The following is a 23000-nucleotide window of genomic DNA, read 5'->3' as shown; positions in this document are numbered from 1 at the left end:
TTATGCTTAACTGAATCTCAACGTTCGCTGATTAACGATAATAAATCATGTCGAAATAAGATATTTTTGCCGCCTTGTCATTGTACTTTTGTAGCAATCATTTTAACCACAACCGCTATAGTCAGTGAAAAATAATATCGATATATCCCGCACTGCTGGTATCAATTTTGCTTGCTGTGCCTAAGCAGGCAGAGGCTGCAAAACACTCATTAAAAAAATGCATATCAGCAGTAGCGTAGTGTTTTAGGGTATTTTGACTATATATAATAATATTCGGAGCAAATTATGTTATCCATCAATCATAAAGTAATGTCTTTAACAATAAAAAGTATAGCGGTTCTGCTGCTCAATACAGCGCTGGTCATGACAGCCAATAGCGCTGTTGCTAAAAATACTGACACCACTATTCACTTTGCAAAAGGCGCTATCAGTAGTACGACTACGGGTAAACTCAGTCCCAAGGAAGATGATCGCTGGTATCGTTTTCAAGCAGAGAGTCAGCAATATGCCGTGATTAATATTTTGCCGCTTGCAGGCACGAGTGAGACCGCAAATGTGGGCGTGCTCGACATGCCAAATGGCACTCAAGAAGGGACTAAAGGCGGTATTATTTATCAAGGCTGCTTACCCGCAAAAGGAGAATATCGATTACGTATCGCACGCAATCTGATGGCAACCCAAGGTAAAACTGCAGGCTATAAGATAGAAACGATGATACTACCTAAATACGCTAGTGAGTCACTATGCAAGTAATCATCAATTCAAAGTAAAAGAAACATGTTTTGAATAGCAGATTGCTGAGATATTTTTTCACTCACTGTATATTTTGTACTATAAAATCTGTGAAAATTTTATCTCAGCAGTGCTGTGTTTTTTTAGATTGTATCAACTTAAATTATATCAAATAGAGTGGAAAAATTTTGGTAGCACAAACTTTTTGACGCTTAACTGCCCAGCATTTTCTTGTGATAAACCGCACTAACTTCTTCAACTTCCACGCATATCTGTAAGGCAACGCGCCCAGATTGATGCCCGCTTAATTCGGCTTCTATAGTAGCAACCAACTGTTCTGCCAGCTGATTCCGGATGTCCAAACTACGACCTGCCATTATTTTTAAATTCGCATAAATAAAGCCGTTTGCTTGCTCATCATCCTCAACACCCACCAAAAACGTATCAATAGGTAGCAGGCGAGATTTAATATCAATTGGTTGACCAAAACGTCCACTTTCCCACAATACCTTATTCAAAGATTTGAGCAACGATTCTTCATGAGGAATCGTGACATTAGGTGTCGCTTGAATGGTTAAATTTGGCATAAATATATCCTTGTAATATGAATGAGGGATGAAAAATCATTGGTTGCGTAATGTTAAAATTGTCCGATAACTAACAATAAACTCGCTCGTCTATCTGTTAATCATCGGTAATTGCATCAAAGCGGGCAGCAAGGGTATCAGCCAATTGCGCAGGTGGCAGTTCTATCTCCAAACCACGGCGACCGCCGCTCACATAAATGGTAGATTGATTTTGAGCGGAGTCATTGATGATAGTCGCTAAGCGCTTTTTTTGTCCTAATGGACTGACACCGCCCAGCACGTAGCCTGTACTACGCTCTACTTGCTTGGGATCTGCCATTTGCACTTTTTTGCAGGGCAGCAATTTGTGAGAAGATAAGGCTTTGGCCATTTTTTTAAAGTTTAAGGTTTTATCAACGGGCAAAACAGCCACAGCAAGTGCGCCTGTATCTGTCGCTACCACTAAAGTTTTAAAAACCTGCGAGACATCGACACCCAGTTTTTCAGCGGCCTCTAACCCAAAAGAGGCGGCATTACTGTCGTGACTATATTCGTGCAATTGATAATCAAGACCACGTTGTTTGGCAAGATCGATAGCTGGAGTCATAATATTTTAACTTCACTTAGTAACTTGATTTGGTAACTTAATTTATTAACTTAATGAGTAGGCATACATATGATACATCGTATTTTGTGCCAATATATAGTACGCCAAACCATCTGATTATCAAATAATTGAATGTATTAACAAATAACTGATAGTCTATTCAATAGCATTTAGCTTACTCTAATTGAAGCGTCGTAGAAGCACTATAGTAGATTCATTTTAAAACCGATACAGTATGACTAGGATAAATTTTTCGAAAACGCTATCAGCAACGACACGGCAGGTGAGTTTTACACCTTATCCATTTAGAAATGCTTTGACTATATATATCGCTTTGATGGCTTTTATGGCATTATAAGCGCAACATATTTGACTATTTTTGATACTGATGATGATACCGAAGTTCTTGAAAAAACGGATTGTTAAAGCCCCAGTCGCAACCGACAACGCTTCTGCTGCTGAAGCCAATCCCATCACCCCTAAGCCTTACGCCAATGCCCCGATCAATCAGCTATATCGTAAGCTATCGGGGCAACTGCTTGACGTCGCTGTCAAACCCAAGCTTTTAGGTGAGTTGCCTGAATTCGATGCAGACGATCAAACTCTGAAATTTTATGTGCTGCAAGATTACTCACGCTCCAACAGTATCTTGATTGATTTGCAGACGCAAGAGCACAAATTGCAACCCGCGTTGGTTGGGGTAAATGATGCCGCCCATAATATTAAAGAAAATGCTGCGATTATATTTTTACATCACCCAAGTGCTAAAGACAATCAGTTGTCGCCGCGCCTTTCTCGTTTGGTGTCTGCGGTATTGCAGTATCCAGAGCTAAAGGTACGTTTGGTGCCAGTGTCTATCCTTTGGGGACGCGCGCCAGAAAAGGAAGACTCACTATTTAAGTTGCTGACTGCTGATAACTGGCAAGATCCCAGTATGACCAAGCAGCTATTTAATATCGGTGTGATGGGACGTGATACCTTTGTACAGTTCCATCCACCACAAGATTTGCGCACTATTATTAATGACACCCTAAAAGATGATACAGAAGATTCTGCGTCAAACAATACTGACAGTGACATCAAAAACGAGACCAACGAATCGCCAAATTATGCTTTAGTCGCGTCGGCTGATGGCAATCGTGAGTTGGTACGCACGTTGCAGCAGCAGCTGACGATTTATTTAGACAAGCAGCGTGCCAGTATGCTCGGTCCTGATTTATCAGACAGACGCAATTTAGTAGACAAGCTGATCTACTCGCCAGCAATTAAGCATGCGATAGAGGCAGAAGCTGCCGAGACAGGCACCAGTGTTCGTGATGCCCGTATTTTGGCCAAAGGTTATGCCAATGAGATGGTCAATGATTACTCGCATTCTATCATTCGCGGTTTTTATAAGTTTTTGACCTGGTTGTGGACGCAGTTATATGACGGTGTGGAAGTGCATCATTTTGAGCGCGTGCGTGAACTTGCCGCTGATTACGAATTGATTTATGTGCCTTCTCATCGTAGCCATGTCGATTACCTATTACTGTCTTATGTCATCTACAAGCGTGGTTTAAGCATTCCTTATATCGCGGCGGGTGACAATTTAGATGTGCCCGTATTAGGCCCTATATTGCGCGGCGCCGTTGCTTTTTATATCCGTCGTAGCTTCCGTGGCAACGCGCTTTATACAGCGGTATTACGTGAATATATGCACACCCTTATCACTCGCAATACACCGATTGAATACTTTATTGAAGGCGGTCGCTCGCGTTCAGGGCGCTTGTTACCACCGAAAATGGGCATGCTGGCAATGACGGTACATAGCCAATTGCGCGAGACCAATAAGCCGGTGGTATTCATTCCAACGTATATCGGTTATGAGCGCATCATGGAAGGTGGGACTTATATTGGTGAGCTAAAAGGTAAGCCAAAAGAGTCTGAATCTTTGCTTGGTTTACTCAAAGTGGGTCGTAAGATTGAACGTATCTTTGGTACGGTGCATTTGAGCTTTGGTAAACCATTATACTTAAGCGAATTCATGCACAAATTCGATGTGCCAGCCAATAGCTTGCCTGCTGATCGCACCGATACGCCGCTGGATAGTAAAACCAGTGCGATGGTTGATAATATTGGTGTGAAAGTTATGCAGCACATCAATAAAGCCGCGGTAGTCACGCCAGTATCACTGTTGTCATTGGTATTACTATCTGCACCCAAAGCGGCGTTAGATGAAACCATTTGCCGCGAGCAAATTGCGCTTTATCAAGGTCTGGCACAGCAGTTGGCCTATTCAGATGACACTGTCATCACAGATATGAGTCCGCAGCAAATCATTGATTATGGTATTAAGCTAAAGCTTATCGAACGGATACCGCATATCTTAGGTGATATCATTCAGGTAGCAGGCAAGCAAGCGGCTTTGCTTAGCTACTTCCGTAATAATATCTTGCATGTCTTTATCCTATTGTCATTCTTAGCAGCCTTGGTGGCGCGTAATGGTCGTATCAAACGCAGTCGTTTAGATAGTATTGCCGAACAACTTTATCCATTTTTACAAAGTGAGTTGTTTTTATATTACCCAGCGCATGGCTTAGCCGACACCTTGAATCAAAAAGTCGACAATCTGCTCTCTCATGGACTATTTGTAGAGTTGGATGATGGCATACTCAGCGTTCCTGAGTCTAACAGCAAGTGCTATCAGCAGCTGCAAGTACTGGCGACTCCCGTTGGACAAAGCCTAGAGCGTTACTTTATGACCCTTGCCCTACTCGCTCAGCAAGGCTCAGGTAATTTGACCGAAAACGAAGTTGTCGACCTGTGTCATCTGCTTGGTCAGCGTTTGTCTGTGTTATATGCCGATGACATTCCTGACTTCTTTGACCGTGCGTTATTTACCAGTTTCATCAGTGCATTGACCCGTCTTGATTACTTACAAAAAGATGAGGAAACGGGCGTGTTGACCTTTGATCATCGTATCAATGATATTGCCCATCATGCCAAGTACGTCTTGACGCCTGATATGATGCAAATCTTACATCAAGTCGCCAGTTTAAATGAAGAAGAAATTACGCATGCGATTACTGAGATTAGCAATAAAAAACAGCGTAAATTTGGGCGTAAACGTTAATTGATCGCTCGTTGAATTAAGCATAAAAAAAGACCTCTAATCATTAGAGGTCTTTTTTGTTGGATTTAAATATACTAACTAAACAGCCCTATTAGTTTGTAATTTTCTTATACTTTGCACGCTTAGGACTGGCATCATCACCCATTGTCTTCTTACGATAGGTTTCGAACTCAGAGTAGTTGCCATCAAACCAAACAGGGCCTTCATCTTCGAATGCCAAGATGTGAGTGGCAATACGGTCAAGGAACCAGCGATCATGCGACACGACCATGACCGTACCGGGGAATACTTGAATTGCATCCTCTAGCGCACGTAAGGTTTCGATATCTAAATCGTTTGATGGTTCATCAAGCAGCAATACGTTTGCGCCTTGCTTTAACGTCTTCGCCAGTTGCAAGCGGTTACGCTCACCACCCGATAGCTGACCAACGTGCTTCTGCTGATCTGAGCCTTTAAAGTTAAAGCGTCCGATATAGGCACGACTTGGTGTCGTATATTCACCAACGGTGATAATATCAAGACCGTCAGAAATTTCTTCCCAAACCGTTTTGCTATCGTCTAAGTTATCGCGAACCTGACCCACATAAGCGACTTTGACACTTTCACCCAAATCGACTGAACCCGTATCTGGCGTATCACGTTCGGTAATCATGTTAAATAGCGTGGTTTTACCCGCCCCATTTGGACCAATAATACCGACGATCGCACCTGCAGGCACATTAAAGCTTAAGTTTTCATACAACAAACGATCACCAAATGATTTGGCAATATCGTTTATTTCGATAACTTTATTGCCCAAACGCGGACCAGGTGGAATATAAATTTCAGCGGTCTCATTACGCTGCTGGAACTCTGTTGAGTTCAGCTCTTCAAAACGCTGTACACGAGATTTAGACTTGGCTGTTTGGCCTTTTTGGTTTTTACGAATCCACTCAAGCTCTTTTTTCAGCGCTTTGGCAAACGATTCTTCTTGCTTATTCTGCTGCTCTAGACGCGTATTCTTTTGCTCTAGCCATTCAGTATAATTGCCTTCATACGGATAACCATGGCCACGATCTAGCTCCAAGATCCACTGCGCGACATTATCCAAGAAATAGCGATCATGGGTAATAGCAACGATTGTACCGCTATAGTTCTGCAAGAACTGCTCTAGCCATGCGACAGATTCAGCGTCCAAATGGTTGGTCGGTTCGTCTAGTAATAACATGTCAGGGCGTGACAGCAGCAGACGGCATAATGCCACACGGCGTTTTTCACCACCTGATAACTTGCTAACATCCGCATCCCATGGTGGCAGGCGAAGCGCATCAGCCGCTTTTTCTAGCTGATTGTTTAAGTTATGAGCATCCCACGATTGGATGATGTCTTCCATCTTGCCTTGCTCTTCAGCCAATTTATCAAAATCAGCATCAGGCTCAGCATATTCTGCATAAATAGCATCTAAACGTGCCAGCGCATCTAAGGCTTCACGCATACCATCTTCGACATTTCCACGGACGTCTTTACTGTCATCAAGCTGTGGTTCCTGTGGCAAATAGCCGATTTTGGTGCCCGTTTGTGCACGTGCTTCACCACTAAACTCAGTGTCAACGCCTGCCATAATACGGAGCAAAGTTGATTTACCTGAACCGTTGATACCTAAGACACCAATTTTGGCACCAGGGAAAAACGACAAATTAATATTTTTTAAGATTTCACGCTTAGGTGGAACAAGTTTTGACACGTTGTTCATCGTGTAAATATATTGAGCCATTAACACTCCGATAGACTGCATAGAAGAGAACAGCAAATGCAACTCAGCGATGATGCCAAGCGTGCCGTACCTCAAAATCAGGGTTACAAATTATAGGTCATTATCGCATTGTGGCGCATACCCTGCAAGCTGACAGGTCGTTTTAGCCCCTGTTTCACACCTTTTGTCATTGATAATGGTACTTTATTCACAAAAAATGCTACAAATGTATGATGGAAATGACATGCTTAACATTTTGATTCATTACTGTTTGCTAATGTCCACAAAAAATAGCATCAAAACTTTCGCAAATTTAATCAATAGCCGTTAGCATATTAGGGTAGCTTAATAGAATCGGACAAAATAATTTGAGATGCCATCGCTAACATCATTTTTCGATTCCATGCATTTTAACAGCATTTATAAAGGTATCAATAATATGGCCACTGGCTATCGCCCTGAAGTACTCCAAAGTGCGTTTGTCGATTTTATCGGATCGCGCCTATATCCGTTTTGGTCATTGACTGTCCCTAAGATACGCCTTTTAGCACGGCATTGCCTTAGTGACGACTTAATAGCGCTACAGTTTGAGATCAATCATGCGTTTAAAAAACAAGCGTTTCGTTTACAAGGTGGCTGGCAAGGTGGACAACATCTCAATTTAAGCGTTTTTATCGATGGGATTTATCATCAGCGCAGCTATTCGATAGTGGGACTGCCCGAGCAATCACTCTGGTGGCAAGAGGCTATCATCGATGACAGTACAGGCAAAAATAGACAGGGCTCGACGGTTACGATCGCCATTAAACCACAAGGATTGGTTTCAAACTATTTAACCAAGCAAATGCCAATTGGCATGATAATAAATAGCAGTGCCCCAACTGGCTCGTTTACTTTGGCACAGTCATCGTTAACAAAGCAAGCAAACGCGCTCAGTGGACATGCGACCGCAAACTCAATGCTTAAGAAGCCAGCCGCATTATTATTTATTGCGGGTGGTAGCGGTATCACTCCAATGCTGGGACTCATCACGCAAGCACTGCAACACGGACATCAAGTAACTTTATTACATTATAATCGTACTATTGTATTTCAGAACCAATGGCAACAATTGGCTGCTATCTATCCAGATTTTACTTATCATTTGATTAACACAGAAGACGCTCATACTTACTTGGTAAGCACACGACATATAAGTACAGACAGTCTATTGGCACTCAATTTGCCACTGGCAGATACGCAAATCTTTGCCTGCGGTGCACAGCCATTGTTGACGGGTTTATACAAGGCTATAGACGACATAACCTTGTCTCCGAACGTCCAGCTACGCGACAACGTCATTATAGAAAGCTTCGGTAATGGATTGCTTGATTTCAGTTTAGATAGTGATAAAAACCATGACGAGACACGAACGGTAGAAGAGAAAACGATCTATTTACGGGCACGGCAACGGCAGTTTAGCAGTAATACGACTCTGCTAACGGCGGCTGAAAAAGCAGAAATTCGCCTAACTCATGGTTGTAGACAGGGCATTTGCCAATTGTGTCGCTGCAATAAAGTTAGTGGTGTGGTTAAAAATATTCAAACTGGTAAGCTAAGCCATGATGGCTATGAATCTATTCAAACGTGCATCAATGTTGCTATGACTGACGTGGTACTAGATATTTAGTGAAATCACTATATCAGTACAGCGACTATACATTACAGCGATTATAAAATCCAAATACTCATAACGTGAACGACATTTAAAAGCCATTTGATATTGAATCTTACTGTATTCTAGAACTTAGACGACTTATTAAACCGGATTCAATGCTGCTTATTTGGGCTGTTTCGGTTAAGGATTATTTATGCGTTTATCTCCGCCTATCATCAAAGCACACTCTGCTGTACCCATTTTGACTGAATTCACCGATGCGCAATTGGCGATGCAAGCGCGTCTCACCCTAAAGCCGCAATCTATCGACTCTCATCATGAGGACATAGCGATAGACGAAAGCAACACTGACGCAAGTGCGCGACCCAAAACTGCGCGCTATCCGACGTTGACCAGTACGCCATTAGCAAAAGCGCAGACCGAAGCGCTCGCTGAAGAATTAAACGCACTTTATCAAAGTGTGATGGACTCATTGGGTAGCGATGACGCCAAATACCTTCAGCGAATTTATGCCACTGTCGTATATAGTGAACTGGTTGCTCGAGGATTACTGGTCATAGCAGGACGATTGTCGTCACGACGTTCGCAAGTGGGCACTTGGCTACTAGGGACTTCTTTACTTAGTTTTAGCAAAATACTCAACAATATGGAGCTTGGGCACAATGTCATGCATGGTCAATACGACTGGATGCAGCATCCACACCTGAACAGTCAAAAGTTTGACTGGGACATTGTCTGCCCTGCCCCATTATGGCAACACTCTCATAACTATCTGCATCACACTTTTACCAATATTGTTGGCCGTGATCATGACGTGGGCTATCATTTGATTCGGGTGACCGATGAGCAGCCTTGGACACCAGAAGACCGCTACAATCTACTGAGTACAGCCGCGTTGGCCTTTGGTTTTGAATGGGCAGTTGCCTTTCATGACATTCAGATCAGTGTCGATGAATATGCCGACTCTCCTGAACTTCATAAAATCATGCAACAAAAATCTCGCGCACTGTTTGCCAAAATTGGCCGGCAAGTAGGAAAAGACTACGTTGCACTGCCAGCCATAGCAGCCATAGTATCGGGTCGTCGTGGTGCCATAAGTACATTGAGTGGCAATATGACTGCCAATATCGTCCGCAACCTATGGACTTGGGCGGTGATTTTTTGTGGACACTTCACAGAGCAAGCACACATTTATACTCAGCTTGATGCTGACGAGAGCAAAGGCGACTGGTACGTGCGCCAGATTTTGGGTTCCAGTAATATTCAAGGCAGTCAGTGGTTTCATATTTTGACAGGCAATTTATCTCATCAAATTGAACATCATATATTCCCTGACATGCCTGCCAAGCATTACGCCCGCATTGCTCCGCAAGTACAGGCCCTATGTGCCAAATATAACTTGGCCTACAACACAGGTCGCTTCAGTACTCAGTTTCGCCAAGTACTGGGACGTATTCATCATTTTAGCAAACCCAGTGCAGAAGAATGGCATGCGCATAAGCAATCGATGTCCAATATATCTAACGCCGCTTCTGCCAACGCTGCCTCTAATAATATTAAGCCCGATAGTCAGGACACTCGTGGTCTCGGTCGGTTTATTCCGCCGATTGTTCGTCAAGCCTTATCGTATGCATGGTGAGTTATTTAAGTAAGTATTCGCTAGCTCAACGGTTTGTCCATTCAGTACCTGTCTAGACAAACCGAGCCGATGCTAAAAATATTAACAGTCACACTATCTAATCTTACGGTAATTGCCTAGATTGACGTCTATCAATGACTCATACTGACCTTAATATAGGTCATATTATGATTTTATATAGGCGGGTGTCATAAAATTATCTAGCCTAATAAACCATAGATATTCGATAACTAATAATGGAGTGTATTTATGAGCAGCGAAACCTCTAAACCCAATCTAGATATTGTCCATAATCAAGCAGCAAAGCGCTTTGAGGTGTCTGTTGATAATCAGACTGGTTATATCAGCTATCAAAAGCGTGACGGCAAATTGGTCTACGATCACACAATCGTGCCGCAAGAATTAGGCGGACGCGGTATCGGTTCAGCTCTGGTCAAACATGCGCTAGATTATGCACGCGAGCACAATAAAAAAGTGGTACCACAATGCTCATTTGTATCGTCATACATCAACAGCCATTCTGAATATCAAGATTTGCTGTAATTTAACATGATCTAATTAGACATATAAAATTAAGCTGATTAAGAAAACATCACGATTCGTATAAAGGCTTATGGTGCACTTGATAGCACTCAGTTTGGCTAATAATATTTAAGTATTAACACGATATTACCCTCCTATTTTTTTACTATCTTCTCTCATATATTTATCTTTGAATCTATGGCAAGATGGCAAATATAGGTGGGTTTTATGCGCTATATTGGTTGTAGAATAAAACCGCTTATAAAATAGAAAACCTCTATTTTTATAATGTTGAATCAATAGTACGATTAAAATAGTGATTAGGACGATATTAGACAGAGCGAACATCTATATTTTTGTCGCTAATATAATTTTAATAAACCAATCCAACATAACAATAAGGGTTATTAATATGAGTAGTTTATCAGACGAACAAATCAATATGCAGTTAGAAGATCTAGCAGGTTGGGAGCGAGATGGTAATAGTATTGTCAAAAGCTATCACTTTGGCGATTTTATCGAAGCCATCAGCTTTATGAATCAAGCGGCTTTTCATGCTGAGGCGCTTGAGCATCATCCCGAATGGCGCAATGTCTATAACATAGTAGATGTACGTCTTACCAATCACGATACTGGCGGGATCTCTAGCTTGGATATTCGTCTAGCGAAACGAATGGAACAAATCATCCAGCCCAAACGTTTTTAGCCTAGTACATGTCCTTATTTTATAGAAAACAATAAGTACAGAGCACAAAAAAGTCCTCAATTGAGGACTTTTTTATTATTGAACAATATGCGACCTAATGCTACATTTTACGGCCTATAAACGCTACGATAAATAGGATAACAGCAACTACCAGGAAGATATAAGCCAAATTAGAAGACAAGCCAGCAACGCCGCCGAATCCTAGTAGACTTGCTAACAATGCGATCACTGCAAAAATAATAGCCCAACGAAACATAATATTCTCCTAAAATTGTTATTAAAAGATTAGATAAATAAGGAGATATAGTGATTTTTAGTTATAAAATAATTACCAAAACAATCACTATTAGCATCTGCCCTAAATCATCTAATATTGTTTTACTTTTTGTTTTTTTAATACTAGTTTTAAAAATACCAGTCATAATTACTTACGATTATAGAGTAGCAATATTTGTCGGCAGAAAACGTTCATTTTGGTAATAATATCGGTAGGTTATGTAACCTTTGTAGCAAATCTTAGTGTTGTATAGCTTTTGTCTTGCTTTATAGGGCTGATATATAGATATGATTAACCACTGATGGATAACGAGCATTTTTCTTTTATAATTTGCTAAAAATATTGATACTTGGTCATTCGCTAAAACCCCATTTGTCAAAACACCCAATAAGGATAATAAATATGAGCACCAATACAGACCATTCAGATACTACCCCACAGAGCAGCAGTGAGAAGCGTCCTTATGCGGTCGTTTTGTACGGCGCGACCAGCTTCGTTGGAAAAATCACAGCACATTATTTAGTAGAATTTTTGTCTAATAATAAAGACAAAGATGGCAATAACGTATCTTGGGCGATAGCGGGTCGTGACCAAGAAAAACTGAATGAGTTGCAGTCTGAACTTACTAGCGAAGTCGATATTATCCTTGCTAATAGTAAGGACGCGGCGAGCCTTGACGAGATGACCAAACAAACTCAAGTCATCATCTCAACCGTCGGTCCTTACCTTAAATATGGTGAGCCTTTGATTAAGTCTTGTGCTGAAAACGGTACCGACTATGTCGATCTCACAGGCGAAGCTATTTTTATCAAAGACATGATGGATAAATACCAAGACACTGCCAAGCAAAGCGGCGCTCGTATTGTCAACTCCTGTGGTTTTGACTCTATTCCATCCGATTTAGGCGTTTACTTTACCCAAACCCAAGCAGAAGAAAAATTCGGCACGGCTTGTGATGTGATTCATATGCGGGTAAAAGCGGCAAAAGGTGGTATATCGGGCGGCACTATTGCGTCGATGGCCACTATCTTTGAAGAAGTCGGGCAAGACAAATCACGTCGTAAGCAAGTAGCAAATCCTTATCTGCTGAATGATGATAAAGAGGCACCAAACGTGCGTCAAGACAATGTCACCAAACCAGCATATGATGACGAGCACAAACGCTGGTTGGCGCCTTTTGTCATGGCAAGCATTAATACTCGTATCGTCCATCGTACCAACCAACTGCTTGGCTACGAGTATGGCCGCGACTTTAAATATGATGAAGCGATGTGGATGAAAGATGGGGTAAAAGGTCAATTATCAAGTTATGCCATGAGTACCGGCTTGTTTGGTTTTGCCACCGCCATGATGATTAAACCAAGCCGTGAGTTTTTATCCAAGCACGTGCTACCCAAATCAGGCTCTGGGCCGTCTCAAGAAGAGCAAAAAAACGGCTATTTTGATATTCGCCTCTTTGGACAAACGGCCAAAAAGGAAACCATTACCACCAAAGTGACGGGTGATAAAGATCCTGGTTATGGCAGTACCTCACGCATGTTGTCGCAAGCCGCCTTATGCTTGGCACAAGATATCAGCAAAGATGATGTCGGTGGCGGTTTTTGGACACCCGTCTCAGCAATGGGCGATAAGCTTTTGGTTCGTTTGGAAGAGTATGCAGGTTTGAGCTTCAAAGTCATTGAAGATTAAAGTCGTTGAGGATTAAGATAATTGAAGATTACAGTCATTTAGGGTTGAAGCCATTGAGTATTAGAATTACTCAAGTCAACACATCGTAAATTATCACTTTTTTAATTGATTACTTAAATAACCGTCTCTTGCTGGCAGGATGCGGTTTTTTATTATCTACAAATTTTTATAATTAATTTTAAAAAACAATAAAAACGTACTTTTTAGGTAAAAAATATTACAGCTTTGCAGTTTTTTCATATATTAAAATACGCATTACTAGCGAACTTCTCTAGCCAAATATTGCAGTAACTGAGCTTGAGTCGCGATAATTCTAGGAATACAATTTTTACGTGGCGTTTCAGTATGACAATAAGAATACAATAGTTGCACAAAATCACCTGCCAACATTTATCTGTGAGACTTGTAATCTATGCACTACTGAACTAGTGGTACTTTAGTTGATACTCTCACTTCTAGAGTTTGTAACTGGTTTAATTTGGCTTACGGAACTCTTTATCCGAATCGATCATGGTAATCGCTTGCTGGTTATCATGATTTTATTTTGTCTATAAATTCAATGTTAGATATATTAAATATATATATTCAAAATACTAAATAAATTAGTGATATGTAAAAGAATGCTAAATACAAGTCAAGTTTGAATTTCTTTAAACTGACGTTATAAGATTATAAATTAAGGAATTTATTATGAACAAACAAAATCTATCTTTATCACTACTTATCGGTGCTGCACTTACTATCCCAAGTTTAGCCATGGCAGCGCCTACACAAACAGACGTAAAAGGGGCAGCCGCTGACAATGCGGTGCAAGTTGAAACAGCACGTGCCGATAGCGAGATGGGTGCAGACCAATCTAGCCCATTTGCAATTAATGAGACGCAAAGAATCTCAAGATCCAGCACTAGTAGTATCAATAACAACGCTAATCCACAGGCGATGCCTACCGAGCTACAAACCCAACAGCCACAACAAGATATGCCGCTGCAAGCTCAACAACAAGATATGCAAGACCCAGAAAATATGCAGAACCCTGATGATATGCAAGATCCTAACGATATGATGATACAAGAAGAAGACGCACAACAAGACATGATGCAAGAAGAAGACTCACAAGATGGTATGGCAAACTAAGAAACGCCTATAATCAAAATACCCTAAAAACGCTATGGTACTGCTGATATCAATTTTTACTGAATATATAGCCAGTCCCAAATGAAATAATACAAATATGATCACGCGCTAAAAGATATATCAGATAATAAAAAAGGCAGCCATTAGGCTGCCTTTTTATTACTTATAATTATTAATGTCGATATCCGCTATTTTTTATCTTTAGTCACGCCAGCTTCTTTCAACAAGGCACCAAGCGTACCCATTTTGCTAGGAGCTTCGGCTTTTTCAGCTTTAGGTGCTTTGCTACGATTATTGACACTGTCATTGGTACTGTTCTTGTCCTGACGGTTGCTACGTGGCTTTGACGAGCGTTTGTCAGCAGCTGGACGGCTATTATTTGGGCGATTGCTATTTGAATGATTACTACGCGGACGACTGACTTTATCATCATTACCCGCGTTTGAATCAGCAGACGCCTTTACTGGACGAGCTACTTTTTCAGCTTCGGGTTTCATACTAAAACCAATGCGACCACGTTTTTCGTCGATAGAGATCACACGTACTGAGACGATATTGCCTGGCTTGACTCGATTCATCGGGTCTGCGACAAAGTCGTTGGCCATCTGTGAGATATGCACCAAACCATCTTGGTGAACACCAACATCAACGAAGCAGCCAAAAGCTGTGACATTAGTAACCACGCCTTCTAGCGTCATACCTTCAGTCAAATCTTTGATACTGTTGACATCATCGCGGAAATTCGCCGTCTTAAACTCAGGACGCGGATCACGTGCTGGCTTTGCAAGCTCATCTAGGATTGCTCTTATACTGATATTGTCATCGTTGGCCGCTAGCGCAGTGGTATCGATCGCATTTAACACGCCATCATTACCGATGACTTCTGGCAATGCTTTGCCGGTTTGCGCCAATAAGCTATCGACCAGTGCATAGCTTTCTGGATGCACGCCTGTTGCGTCTAATGGATTGCTGCCACCATGTACACGTAAAAAACCTGCCGCTTGCTCAAAGGTTTTCACCCCTAAACGTGGAACATTTTTCAGTGCCTCACGGCTATCAAAAGCACCATGCTCTTTGCGGTAAGTGACGATTTGCTGGGCGACGTTTTTATTCAAACCAGCAATGTGCGCTAATATAGCGGGACTTGCCGTATTCACATCAACACCAACGGCATTGACGCTGTCTTGAGTCACTTTATCCAAGCTATCTGCCAATTGACTTTGGTTGACGTCATGCTGATATTGACCCACACCGATGGCCTTTGGATCAACTTTCACTAGCTCGGATAATGGATCTTGTAAGCGACGAGCGATAGAAACCGCACCGCGTACTGATACATCTAAATTGGCCAATTCATCACTAGCCAGCTCACTGGCTGAATAGACTGACGCACCTGATTCGTTAACGATTACCGCTTTGGCTTTTAGCGTGTCATTGGCTGCCAAAATCTCTTTAATCATCGCGTCTGTTTCGCGGCTGGCAGTGCCATTGCCAATCGCCACTAAATCGACGTGATAAGTGTCTAGTAGCTCGTCAATGACGACTTTGGCCTCACTCATCTTATTATCAGGAGCAAACGGATAAACCGTGGCGATGACAGGCTTATCTTCGCCATCTAACATCACGTGGCCTTGAGCATCAACGATGGCCATTTTTACGCCATGACGAATACCAGGATCAACGCCCAAGATCACTTTACGACCTGCGGGTGCTGACATTAATAAATGCTGTAAATTATTTGCAAAAACATCAATCGCATCGGCTTCAGCGGTTAGACGTTTTTCAGTTAACAAGCGATGTTCAATATGTGGACGCCATTTGTCTTTCCACAAACTGCTGGCGGCCTCTGCCAAAAACTCACGACGGGCAGCAGGGGCTTTTGCATCAATGTCGAAATGATTAATAATTTTTTCGATAAAGGGCGTGTCTTCACCTTCAATTTTCAGACCCAAGATATTTTCTTGACGACCGCGCAGCATCGCTAATAAACGGTGATTTGGTAGACGCGCCAGACTTTCGCTGTGCTCAAAATAATCTTTGAACTTCTCACCGACTTCACGTTTTTCTTCACTCGCAACGCTTGACACGATACTGGCTGTTTTGGCAAACCCATTACGCAAGTTATCGAGCAAATCTAAGGATTGTGTCCACTCATCAATGATGATGGCTTGTACACCAGCCAGCTGCTTGTCAATATCACTGAAGTCGACTTCAATCTCATTACCACTATCATCCGTGACACTTGACTGAATTTGATAATCAGCCAAGGCATCAGTTGGCGAGATCTCTTGAGTTAGAATCGCTTGGGCGGCAACATCAAGACCCGCAGCACGTGCTTTAGCAGCAGGTGAGCGACGACGCGGACGATATGGCAAGTAGATGTCTTCAAGCTCAAGCTTAGACGTTGCATTATCAATGCGTGTCTGTAGCTCATCAGTCAAATTGCCCTGCGTGCTTAGTAGCTCGGTAATTTTGAGGCGACGAGTGGCCATGTCACGCTCATAATTAAGCGACTTCTCTAACGCTCGCAACTGCGCATCATCGAGATTTTGAGTCTTCTCTTTGCGGTAACGGGCAATAAACGGAACAGTCGCGCCTTCATCGTAAAGTTTCACAAACGCATTGACTTGAGCAGTCTTAATGCCAAGCGCGCGAGCAAGCTTGTCGTGAATATTCGCGTGTGTGGTTGCATCCAAAACCTGTGCATTTGTCGAGGTTTGAGATGGCGTTAAGGTATCAGTGCTACTCATATACGTATCAATCGTTGAGAAATGTAGTTTTGCATTATAGCAAAAGCTGCATGAATAAAAATCCTTTTTATCTTTTCGTTATTTATCACCTGTTTTATAGTAAAAATCGCCTTATATCATAAGTTCTGTATTCTCGTTAAACAAACGCATACAGCATTTTTCCTTATGGGTGATGCAATTATGACTGCAATCTTATACACTAAAGTATCAATAGCACAAGTATTGCTGATTACTGCTATATTGAACAAATGTAGTTATTTTTATAGGATTTTTTATCAATCAATGGATTGAACATCAAGTAACGACTGTATAAATAATGACATTATTTTATGAACAATCACATTTTTACTAATAGTTAACCGTTTCTGCTAATAATAATTTTTATAAGAGGATGCCTGTATGACTGATAATAACAGCCCTGATACTTTGACTCAGCGTATTTTAGTCGTCGATGATGACGCACGTCTGCGCTCTTTGTTGCAACGCTTTCTAGAAGACGATGGTTTTGTCGTCCGTACAGCGCATGATGGCAGTCAGATGGATAAATTGATGCAGCGTGAGCTTTTCTCTTTAGTGGTACTAGATTTGATGCTACCGGGCGAAGACGGTATCAGTATCTGTAAGCGTCTGCGTGAAAACAATGGTGATATTCCGATTATTATGCTGACCGCGAAAGGTGGTGACGCCGATCGTATCGCAGGGCTTGAGGCTGGTGCAGATGATTATCTGCCTAAACCTTTTAACCCAAAAGAGTTATTGGCTCGTATCAAAGCGGTATTGCGCCGCCAGAATCGAGAGTTGCCTGGTGCGCCAAGTCATCAGCTTGAAGTGGTTGAATTTGGACCATGGACGCTTGATTTATCGACTCGTACGCTCAAACGTGACGGTAATGTCGTCACTTTAACGACTGGTGAGTTTTCAGTACTAAAGGCGTTGGTCCAGCATCCACGTGAGCCATTGACTCGCGACAAGCTGATGAACCTTGCGCGTGGTCGTGAGTGGGGTGCGATGGAGCGCTCTATCGACGTACAAGTCTCACGTCTGCGTCGTTTAATTGAAGACAATCCTTCACAAGCGCGTTATATCCAGACCGTATGGGGTGTGGGCTATGTATTCGTTCCTGATGAAGCCGATATTGAAGCCGCTAAGAGTGAGTAGTAATCACTTGATTTGGCTTGTATCGTGAGTGCTTCAAAAAAAACTACTGTTTTCCAAAACATACCCTGCACCTTGGTGACAGGGTTTTTGGGTGCGGGTAAAACCACCGTAATTAACCAGTTACTGGCGACGAAACCGATCGATGAGCGCTGGGCTTTATTGATTAATGAGTTTGGTCGTATTGGTATTGATGGCTCGCTACTGGCCATTTCTCAAGAGGGTACGACTGGGAAAAACGATATCGCCATTCGCGAGGTCAGCGGTGGTTGTATTTGTTGTACGAGTCAACTCCCCCTCCAAATTGCTATTAGCCGTTTGCTCAGTGAACATCATCCGCAGCGGCTACTCATCGAACCTACAGGGCTTGCTCATCCACGTGAGCTAATACGTCAACTTGGTGCGCCGCATTGGCAGACGGCGCTCAAGATGCAGGCAGTGATTACCGTACTCAGTGGCGTTCAATGGCAAAAAGAAAAGTATCGATCGCATGAGGGTTTTAAGGCGCATGTCCGCGATGCTGATGTTTTGGTGATTAATCGTTACGCTCAACTAGATGATAGCGAAAAACAATCCTTGCAAGCATGGATAGCCACGCTTAATTCACAGGTGGACATCATTTGGGCAGTCTCGACGCCGCCCAATTCTGATGACGCAAATGCCTCAAACAGCTATGTATCAGCATTAAACGCCCAGCTGACCAAAATCAGTCGTGCTATATCACAACAACGCACTGTGAATATCGCTCATACTCAAAAATCTGCTATTAACCTACAGCCGCTTAATCAACCTTTATCAATTGGCTCTCTTTCAAGCCCTTATAGTGTCAACGATGACGATCTATCCAATCCAGATCTTGAGCAACCTTATCGTTACCACGAAAAACAGCAAGACATCCTACTCGCAGGTTGGCGACTACCAGCGCACTATGTGTTAAAAGCGGATGATTTACAGAGTTGGTTATTAACATTGCCAAACTGGCAACGTATCAAAGGGGTTGTAAATACCTCTGATGGCTGGCTACAAATCAACTTTACTCCTGATAGCTTGACCACTAGTACAGTCAGGGCACAGGCAGATAGTCGATTAGAGATTATTTTGCAGTTAGATGAAGATAACGACAATGCTAACGATAAAAAAGAATTGCTAACGTCAATAGACTGGGAAGCGTGTGATCGTGAACTGATGGCGATGGTCATATGACAAGATCTTTCAAAAATGAGCGTAGCAAGATAAACGCTACACGTTAGAATCAATACAAAAAAACGCCCTCTACTTTATAAAATAGTAGAGGGCATTTTTTAATTGTAGAGAGCGTTTTTTAATTAACGCAATTGACTGTCTTTACTACCGCGGCGATTAAACAACTCAGCGGCGCGCGCTTCTTGCTCAAGCTCCGTCTGACAGCTCACGCAGTGCTGCACGCCAGGAACAGCGATACGCCGCGCCTCTGGAATAGGCTTGCCACATTCATCACAGAACTCTGCACTCTCCCCTTTCGGTAGTGCACTGCGTACTCTGTCTAGAGCATCATTGACCGTTGCATCCATCTGTTCGTGCTCAGCACCATCTCTTGACCAGCCACCTGCCATAATCCCATCCTATTTATTTTTTATTGATCATTACTTTATAGATAAATTCTTTAATAACAAATAGATGGGGCATTTAACCGTTAATTACAAGCTATTAGTGGACGTAAAAACCATATAAAAAATTCTAATGTCAGCCACAAATACAGTACTGTTAATCTTTTGGCTGTAGCTCAACCACTTGCCCGCGTACACCAATACTTTCGTTACTCATCAAGCAGACGTAGGCTGGCATGATGTCTTCCGGCGTTTTTAAACTCATAGGATTTTCTCCTGGATAAGCATGAGCGCGCATGTTCGTGCGGATACCACCCGGATTAATACAATTAAATCGCAAGTTGGTCGTGTTTTGCGTCTCTTGAGTAAAGATATCGCTCATGCCTTCCACCGCTTGCTTTGATAGCGCATAAGCACCCCAAAATGCGCGAGGGTGAGTGCCTACTGTGCTAGAGGTAAAGACGATAGAGCCATTATCCGCGTCTTTCAGTAGCGGTAGTAGTGCTTGCGTGAGCATAAAGGTCGCGGTAAAGTTAACCTTCATCACTTGGTCAAACGTATCAACGTCATACATCTCAAGCGGCGTCAATTGTCCAAGCATACCCGCATTATGCAATATACCATCCAGCTGGCCGACCTCTTTATTAATCAGTCCTTCTAGCTGCTGCATATCAGCGTAAGTTGCCCCTTCTAGATTCATCGGAAGCATGGCGGGCTGCTTGCCGCCCAAGCTTTCAATCTCATCATAAACGTATTCAAGCTTGCTGCTGGTACGTCCCAACAATAAAACAGTAGCGCCATAACGAGCATAGGTCAATGCCGCCACACGACCAATACCATCTCCCGCACCGGTCACCAAAATAGTCTTACCATCTAAGCAGTTGTCAGGTGGCAAGAAACTGCGAATGTCGCCATGCGTTAAAGATTGAGTGGCTTGTTGATTATTTTTTTGATTATTTTGCTGGTCAGCTGATTGGGTAATCGTTGTGCTCATGGCATTGCTCACTATTTATCATTTAATAGTTGGGAATACTGGTAATAGTTAGGAATAATTGCGTAAAATTATTGAGTCAAAGCTATCGAATTAACGTTATCAATTAAAAATTACTCATATAGTCGATCCACTATAAAATAAACACAGTGCTACTGGGATAGGTTTTGCGCCACATCTGTCTGCACAAGCAAAGGAAATTTATACCAGTGGCGCGTGATAATATTTAACCTTATTTTATTTAGAACTGACGATATAAAAATCGTTGCTTAATCATATATTTTAAATCAATAATGAACTGAGATTGATAAAAATACTCGTCACAAATAACGTTTTATAAATAATCAAAATTACCAGAAGACAGTAACAATTTATTCAATTGTTTAGGCGTATCGGCGATATGATCTGCACCCCACGACTTTAGGTTTTTTTGATCTTCGGCAGGAATATAACCATACGCGGCTAAAATCGTTGGCATGCCAGCCGCATTACCCGCTTCGATATCGCGTATGTGGTCGCCAATATATAGAACACAGCCAGCGGCGCCGCGAGGTATGCTAAGCTTTTCTAGCGCCATGTACATTGGCTCTGGATCAGGCTTGGGACGAGAGACGTCCTCAGGGCAGATTAAAACGGCGCAGCGCTCATCTAACGCCATCTTAGCCAATAACTGCTCTGCTAAATAACGCGGCTTATTGGTCACGATTCCCCATGGCACGCCTTTTTCTTCAAGCACAGCCAACACCTCATTTAATTCAGCGAACACGCAACTATCGATGCATATCTCCGCTTCGTAATCATCTAAAAACTGTTGGCGAAAATCAAGTAAGGCTTCTTCACCAACTTCAAGCTGATCGTTGTGTCGTAGCATCAACTTTACCATCGCCGACGCACCCGCAGAGACTTGTTCGCGAATATCTGTTTCAGGAGGCACTTGCCAATCATTTTCGCGGCTCATTTTACCAATGATACGGACAAAGTCGGCAGCAGTATCGATTAATGTGCCGTCAAGGTCAAACAAAACCGCTTTTATAAATTGGCTCATAATGAACGCTCTTAAAGTTGATAACGTGTTGAGTGAGAGATAAGGAGGTACAGCAACCAAATACGGTTTAGATAATTGGCTTTTGTACGGCCATCATATAATTGACATCGACGTTTTGTGCCAGCCAGTAGCGCTTGGTCAGTGGATTATAATGCAAACCGATGATGTCTTTGCGTACAAACCCCGTATTAATTGCCATTTTGTCTAGCTCAGCTGGGGTAATGAATTTGGCATAGTCATGCGTACCACGGTCAAGCAAGCGTAAGACGTACTCGGCGCCAACGATAGCAAACAGATACGACTTGGGATTGCGGTTAATCGTTGATAGTACACAAACGCCGCCTGGGGCTAATAGCTCAAAGCAAGCCTGCACAATCGAGCTTGGATCAGGCACGTGTTCAAGCATCTCCATACAAGTCACCACATCGAACTGACCAGCATGCGTTTTTGCCAACTCTTCTATGGGGATATGCTGATAGCGTAAAGTGGCTTCTAAACCGCTTTGCTCTGCATGCAGCGCCGCCGCTTTTAGGTTTTCGGTACCCAAATCAATCCCTGTCACATCAGCGCCACGACGTGCCATTGATTCTGACAATATACCGCCACCACAACCGACATCCAGCACTTTTTTACCAGCCAGCCCTGTCTCAGCTGTTTTATTCACCTCTTTATTAGCACTGTCATTATTAGCGCTGCCATTTTGATAGCTGCGTTTAACATTTTCTTCTATCCAATTCAAACGTAGTGGATTGATTTCATGCAAAGTTGCAAATGCGCCAGTATTACTCCACCATTCGCTAGCCAGTTTATTGAATTTTTCGATTTCGCTAGGATCCACATTGATAGCGGTAGCCGTTGTATCATTGCGACTGCTGTTCGCTTGCTTATTCAAAGAAGGTGAAGAAGATATAGCTGAGCTCATAGCATTTTTCCTTTATCGTCATTATTGTTATCATCGTATACCGTTCACGATTATGTGCCTAATATTACCATGAGAGCGACAGCTTTGTCGTAAGTACATCGTCACTGATTGTGAGTAGTCTTAGCGAGACGCTTAGATACCATGCGCTCATAGTGTCAGCACGCCGGTAGTATGTGAT

At 42.4% G+C, this 23000-nt stretch carries 19 protein-coding genes; 10 read left to right on the top strand and 9 right to left on the bottom strand.

What is annotated here, in order from left to right; all coding sequences use genetic code 11:
* Window positions 1-285 precede the first annotated feature (285 nt).
* Window positions 286-753 (top strand): hypothetical protein, encoded by a 468-nt coding sequence (locus JMX48_RS06390; protein ID WP_201535721.1) that lies wholly within the window; start codon window positions 286-288, stop codon window positions 751-753.
* A gap of 191 nt (window positions 754-944) precedes the next feature.
* Here JMX48_RS06390 and JMX48_RS06385 read toward each other — a convergent pair whose 3' ends face one another.
* Together JMX48_RS06385 and ybaK are read right to left on the bottom strand one after the other, a co-directional pair.
* The gene (locus JMX48_RS06385) at window positions 945-1319 is read right to left on the bottom strand and encodes a 5-carboxymethyl-2-hydroxymuconate Delta-isomerase (RefSeq protein WP_201535719.1); all 375 of its coding nucleotides are present in this window, start codon (window positions 1317-1319) and stop codon (window positions 945-947) included.
* Between the two features lie 97 nt (window positions 1320-1416).
* Window positions 1417-1905: a Cys-tRNA(Pro) deacylase gene (gene ybaK, locus JMX48_RS06380; protein ID WP_201535717.1), complete on the bottom strand. Its 489-nt coding sequence runs from the start codon at window positions 1903-1905 to the stop codon at window positions 1417-1419.
* A gap of 391 nt (window positions 1906-2296) precedes the next feature.
* Between ybaK and plsB the strand changes: the two genes are divergently transcribed.
* Window positions 2297-5017: a glycerol-3-phosphate 1-O-acyltransferase PlsB gene (gene plsB, locus JMX48_RS06375; RefSeq protein WP_201535863.1), complete on the top strand. Its 2721-nt coding sequence runs from the start codon at window positions 2297-2299 to the stop codon at window positions 5015-5017.
* Between the two features lie 91 nt (window positions 5018-5108).
* Here plsB and ettA read toward each other — a convergent pair whose 3' ends face one another.
* The gene (gene ettA, locus JMX48_RS06370; protein WP_201535715.1) at window positions 5109-6770 is read right to left on the bottom strand and encodes an energy-dependent translational throttle protein EttA; all 1662 of its coding nucleotides are present in this window, start codon (window positions 6768-6770) and stop codon (window positions 5109-5111) included.
* Window positions 6771-7188: 418 nt separating this feature from the next.
* Between ettA and JMX48_RS06365 the strand changes: the two genes are divergently transcribed.
* The 4 genes from JMX48_RS06365 to JMX48_RS06350 all read left to right on the top strand — a co-directional run bounded on the left by JMX48_RS06365 (window position 7189) and on the right by JMX48_RS06350 (window position 11273).
* Window positions 7189-8418, top strand: coding sequence for a flavin reductase family protein (locus JMX48_RS06365; protein WP_201535713.1), 1230 nt, complete (start codon window positions 7189-7191; stop codon window positions 8416-8418).
* Between the two features lie 181 nt (window positions 8419-8599).
* Complete coding sequence (locus tag JMX48_RS06360) at window positions 8600-10045, top strand: fatty acid desaturase family protein (RefSeq protein ID WP_227687926.1); 1446 nt, start codon at window positions 8600-8602, stop codon at window positions 10043-10045.
* Window positions 10046-10294: 249 nt separating this feature from the next.
* A complete protein-coding gene (locus JMX48_RS06355; RefSeq protein WP_201535710.1) occupies window positions 10295-10588 on the top strand; it encodes a GNAT family N-acetyltransferase in 294 nt (97 codons plus the stop codon).
* Window positions 10589-10979: 391 nt separating this feature from the next.
* On the top strand, window positions 10980-11273 hold the full coding sequence (locus JMX48_RS06350; protein ID WP_201535707.1) for a 4a-hydroxytetrahydrobiopterin dehydratase: 294 nt from the start codon (window positions 10980-10982) through the stop codon (window positions 11271-11273).
* Between the two features lie 100 nt (window positions 11274-11373).
* Here the strand turns inward: JMX48_RS06350 and JMX48_RS06345 are convergent, their stop codons facing one another.
* Window positions 11374-11529, bottom strand: a complete 156-nt coding sequence (locus tag JMX48_RS06345) for a DUF1328 domain-containing protein (protein ID WP_201535704.1) — start codon at window positions 11527-11529, stop codon at window positions 11374-11376.
* 423 nt (window positions 11530-11952) lie between these two features.
* On the opposite strand from JMX48_RS06345, the gene JMX48_RS06340 reads away from it, so the two are divergent.
* Together JMX48_RS06340 and JMX48_RS06335 are read left to right on the top strand one after the other, a co-directional pair.
* Window positions 11953-13239: a saccharopine dehydrogenase family protein gene (locus JMX48_RS06340; RefSeq protein ID WP_201535702.1), complete on the top strand. Its 1287-nt coding sequence runs from the start codon at window positions 11953-11955 to the stop codon at window positions 13237-13239.
* Between the two features lie 690 nt (window positions 13240-13929).
* Window positions 13930-14373, top strand: a complete 444-nt coding sequence (locus JMX48_RS06335; RefSeq protein WP_201535700.1) for a hypothetical protein — start codon at window positions 13930-13932, stop codon at window positions 14371-14373.
* A 188-nt stretch (window positions 14374-14561) separates the two neighbouring features.
* On the opposite strand, the gene JMX48_RS06330 is transcribed toward JMX48_RS06335, so the two are convergent.
* On the bottom strand, window positions 14562-17123 hold the full coding sequence (locus tag JMX48_RS06330) for a Tex family protein (RefSeq protein ID WP_201535698.1): 2562 nt from the start codon (window positions 17121-17123) through the stop codon (window positions 14562-14564).
* 399 nt (window positions 17124-17522) lie between these two features.
* Between JMX48_RS06330 and ompR the strand changes: the two genes are divergently transcribed.
* Entirely contained in the window at window positions 17523-18281 is a 759-nt protein-coding gene (gene ompR, locus JMX48_RS06325; RefSeq protein WP_201535696.1) for a two-component system response regulator OmpR, read from the top strand.
* A gap of 24 nt (window positions 18282-18305) precedes the next feature.
* Window positions 18306-19481 (top strand): CobW family GTP-binding protein, encoded by a 1176-nt coding sequence (locus JMX48_RS06320; protein WP_227687925.1) that lies wholly within the window; start codon window positions 18306-18308, stop codon window positions 19479-19481.
* Window positions 19482-19603: 122 nt separating this feature from the next.
* Here the strand turns inward: JMX48_RS06320 and JMX48_RS06315 are convergent, their stop codons facing one another.
* From JMX48_RS06315 to ubiG, 4 genes are all read right to left on the bottom strand, one after another.
* Window positions 19604-19870, bottom strand: coding sequence for a DksA/TraR family C4-type zinc finger protein (locus JMX48_RS06315; protein ID WP_201535685.1), 267 nt, complete (start codon window positions 19868-19870; stop codon window positions 19604-19606).
* Between the two features lie 151 nt (window positions 19871-20021).
* Window positions 20022-20858, bottom strand: a complete 837-nt coding sequence (locus tag JMX48_RS06310) for a YciK family oxidoreductase (RefSeq protein ID WP_227687924.1) — start codon at window positions 20856-20858, stop codon at window positions 20022-20024.
* Window positions 20859-21189: 331 nt separating this feature from the next.
* On the bottom strand, window positions 21190-21900 hold the full coding sequence (locus JMX48_RS06305) for an HAD family hydrolase (protein WP_201535683.1): 711 nt from the start codon (window positions 21898-21900) through the stop codon (window positions 21190-21192).
* Window positions 21901-21967: 67 nt separating this feature from the next.
* Window positions 21968-22822: a bifunctional 2-polyprenyl-6-hydroxyphenol methylase/3-demethylubiquinol 3-O-methyltransferase UbiG gene (gene ubiG, locus JMX48_RS06300; RefSeq protein WP_201535680.1), complete on the bottom strand. Its 855-nt coding sequence runs from the start codon at window positions 22820-22822 to the stop codon at window positions 21968-21970.
* Window positions 22823-23000 lie beyond the last annotated feature (178 nt).

It is taken from the genome of Psychrobacter immobilis (genome assembly GCF_904846225.1).
Lineage (GTDB): Bacteria > Pseudomonadota > Gammaproteobacteria > Pseudomonadales > Moraxellaceae > Psychrobacter > Psychrobacter immobilis_F.
Note: the sequence above shows the minus strand (reverse complement) of the source record. Positions and strands in the feature narration are given on the sequence as shown.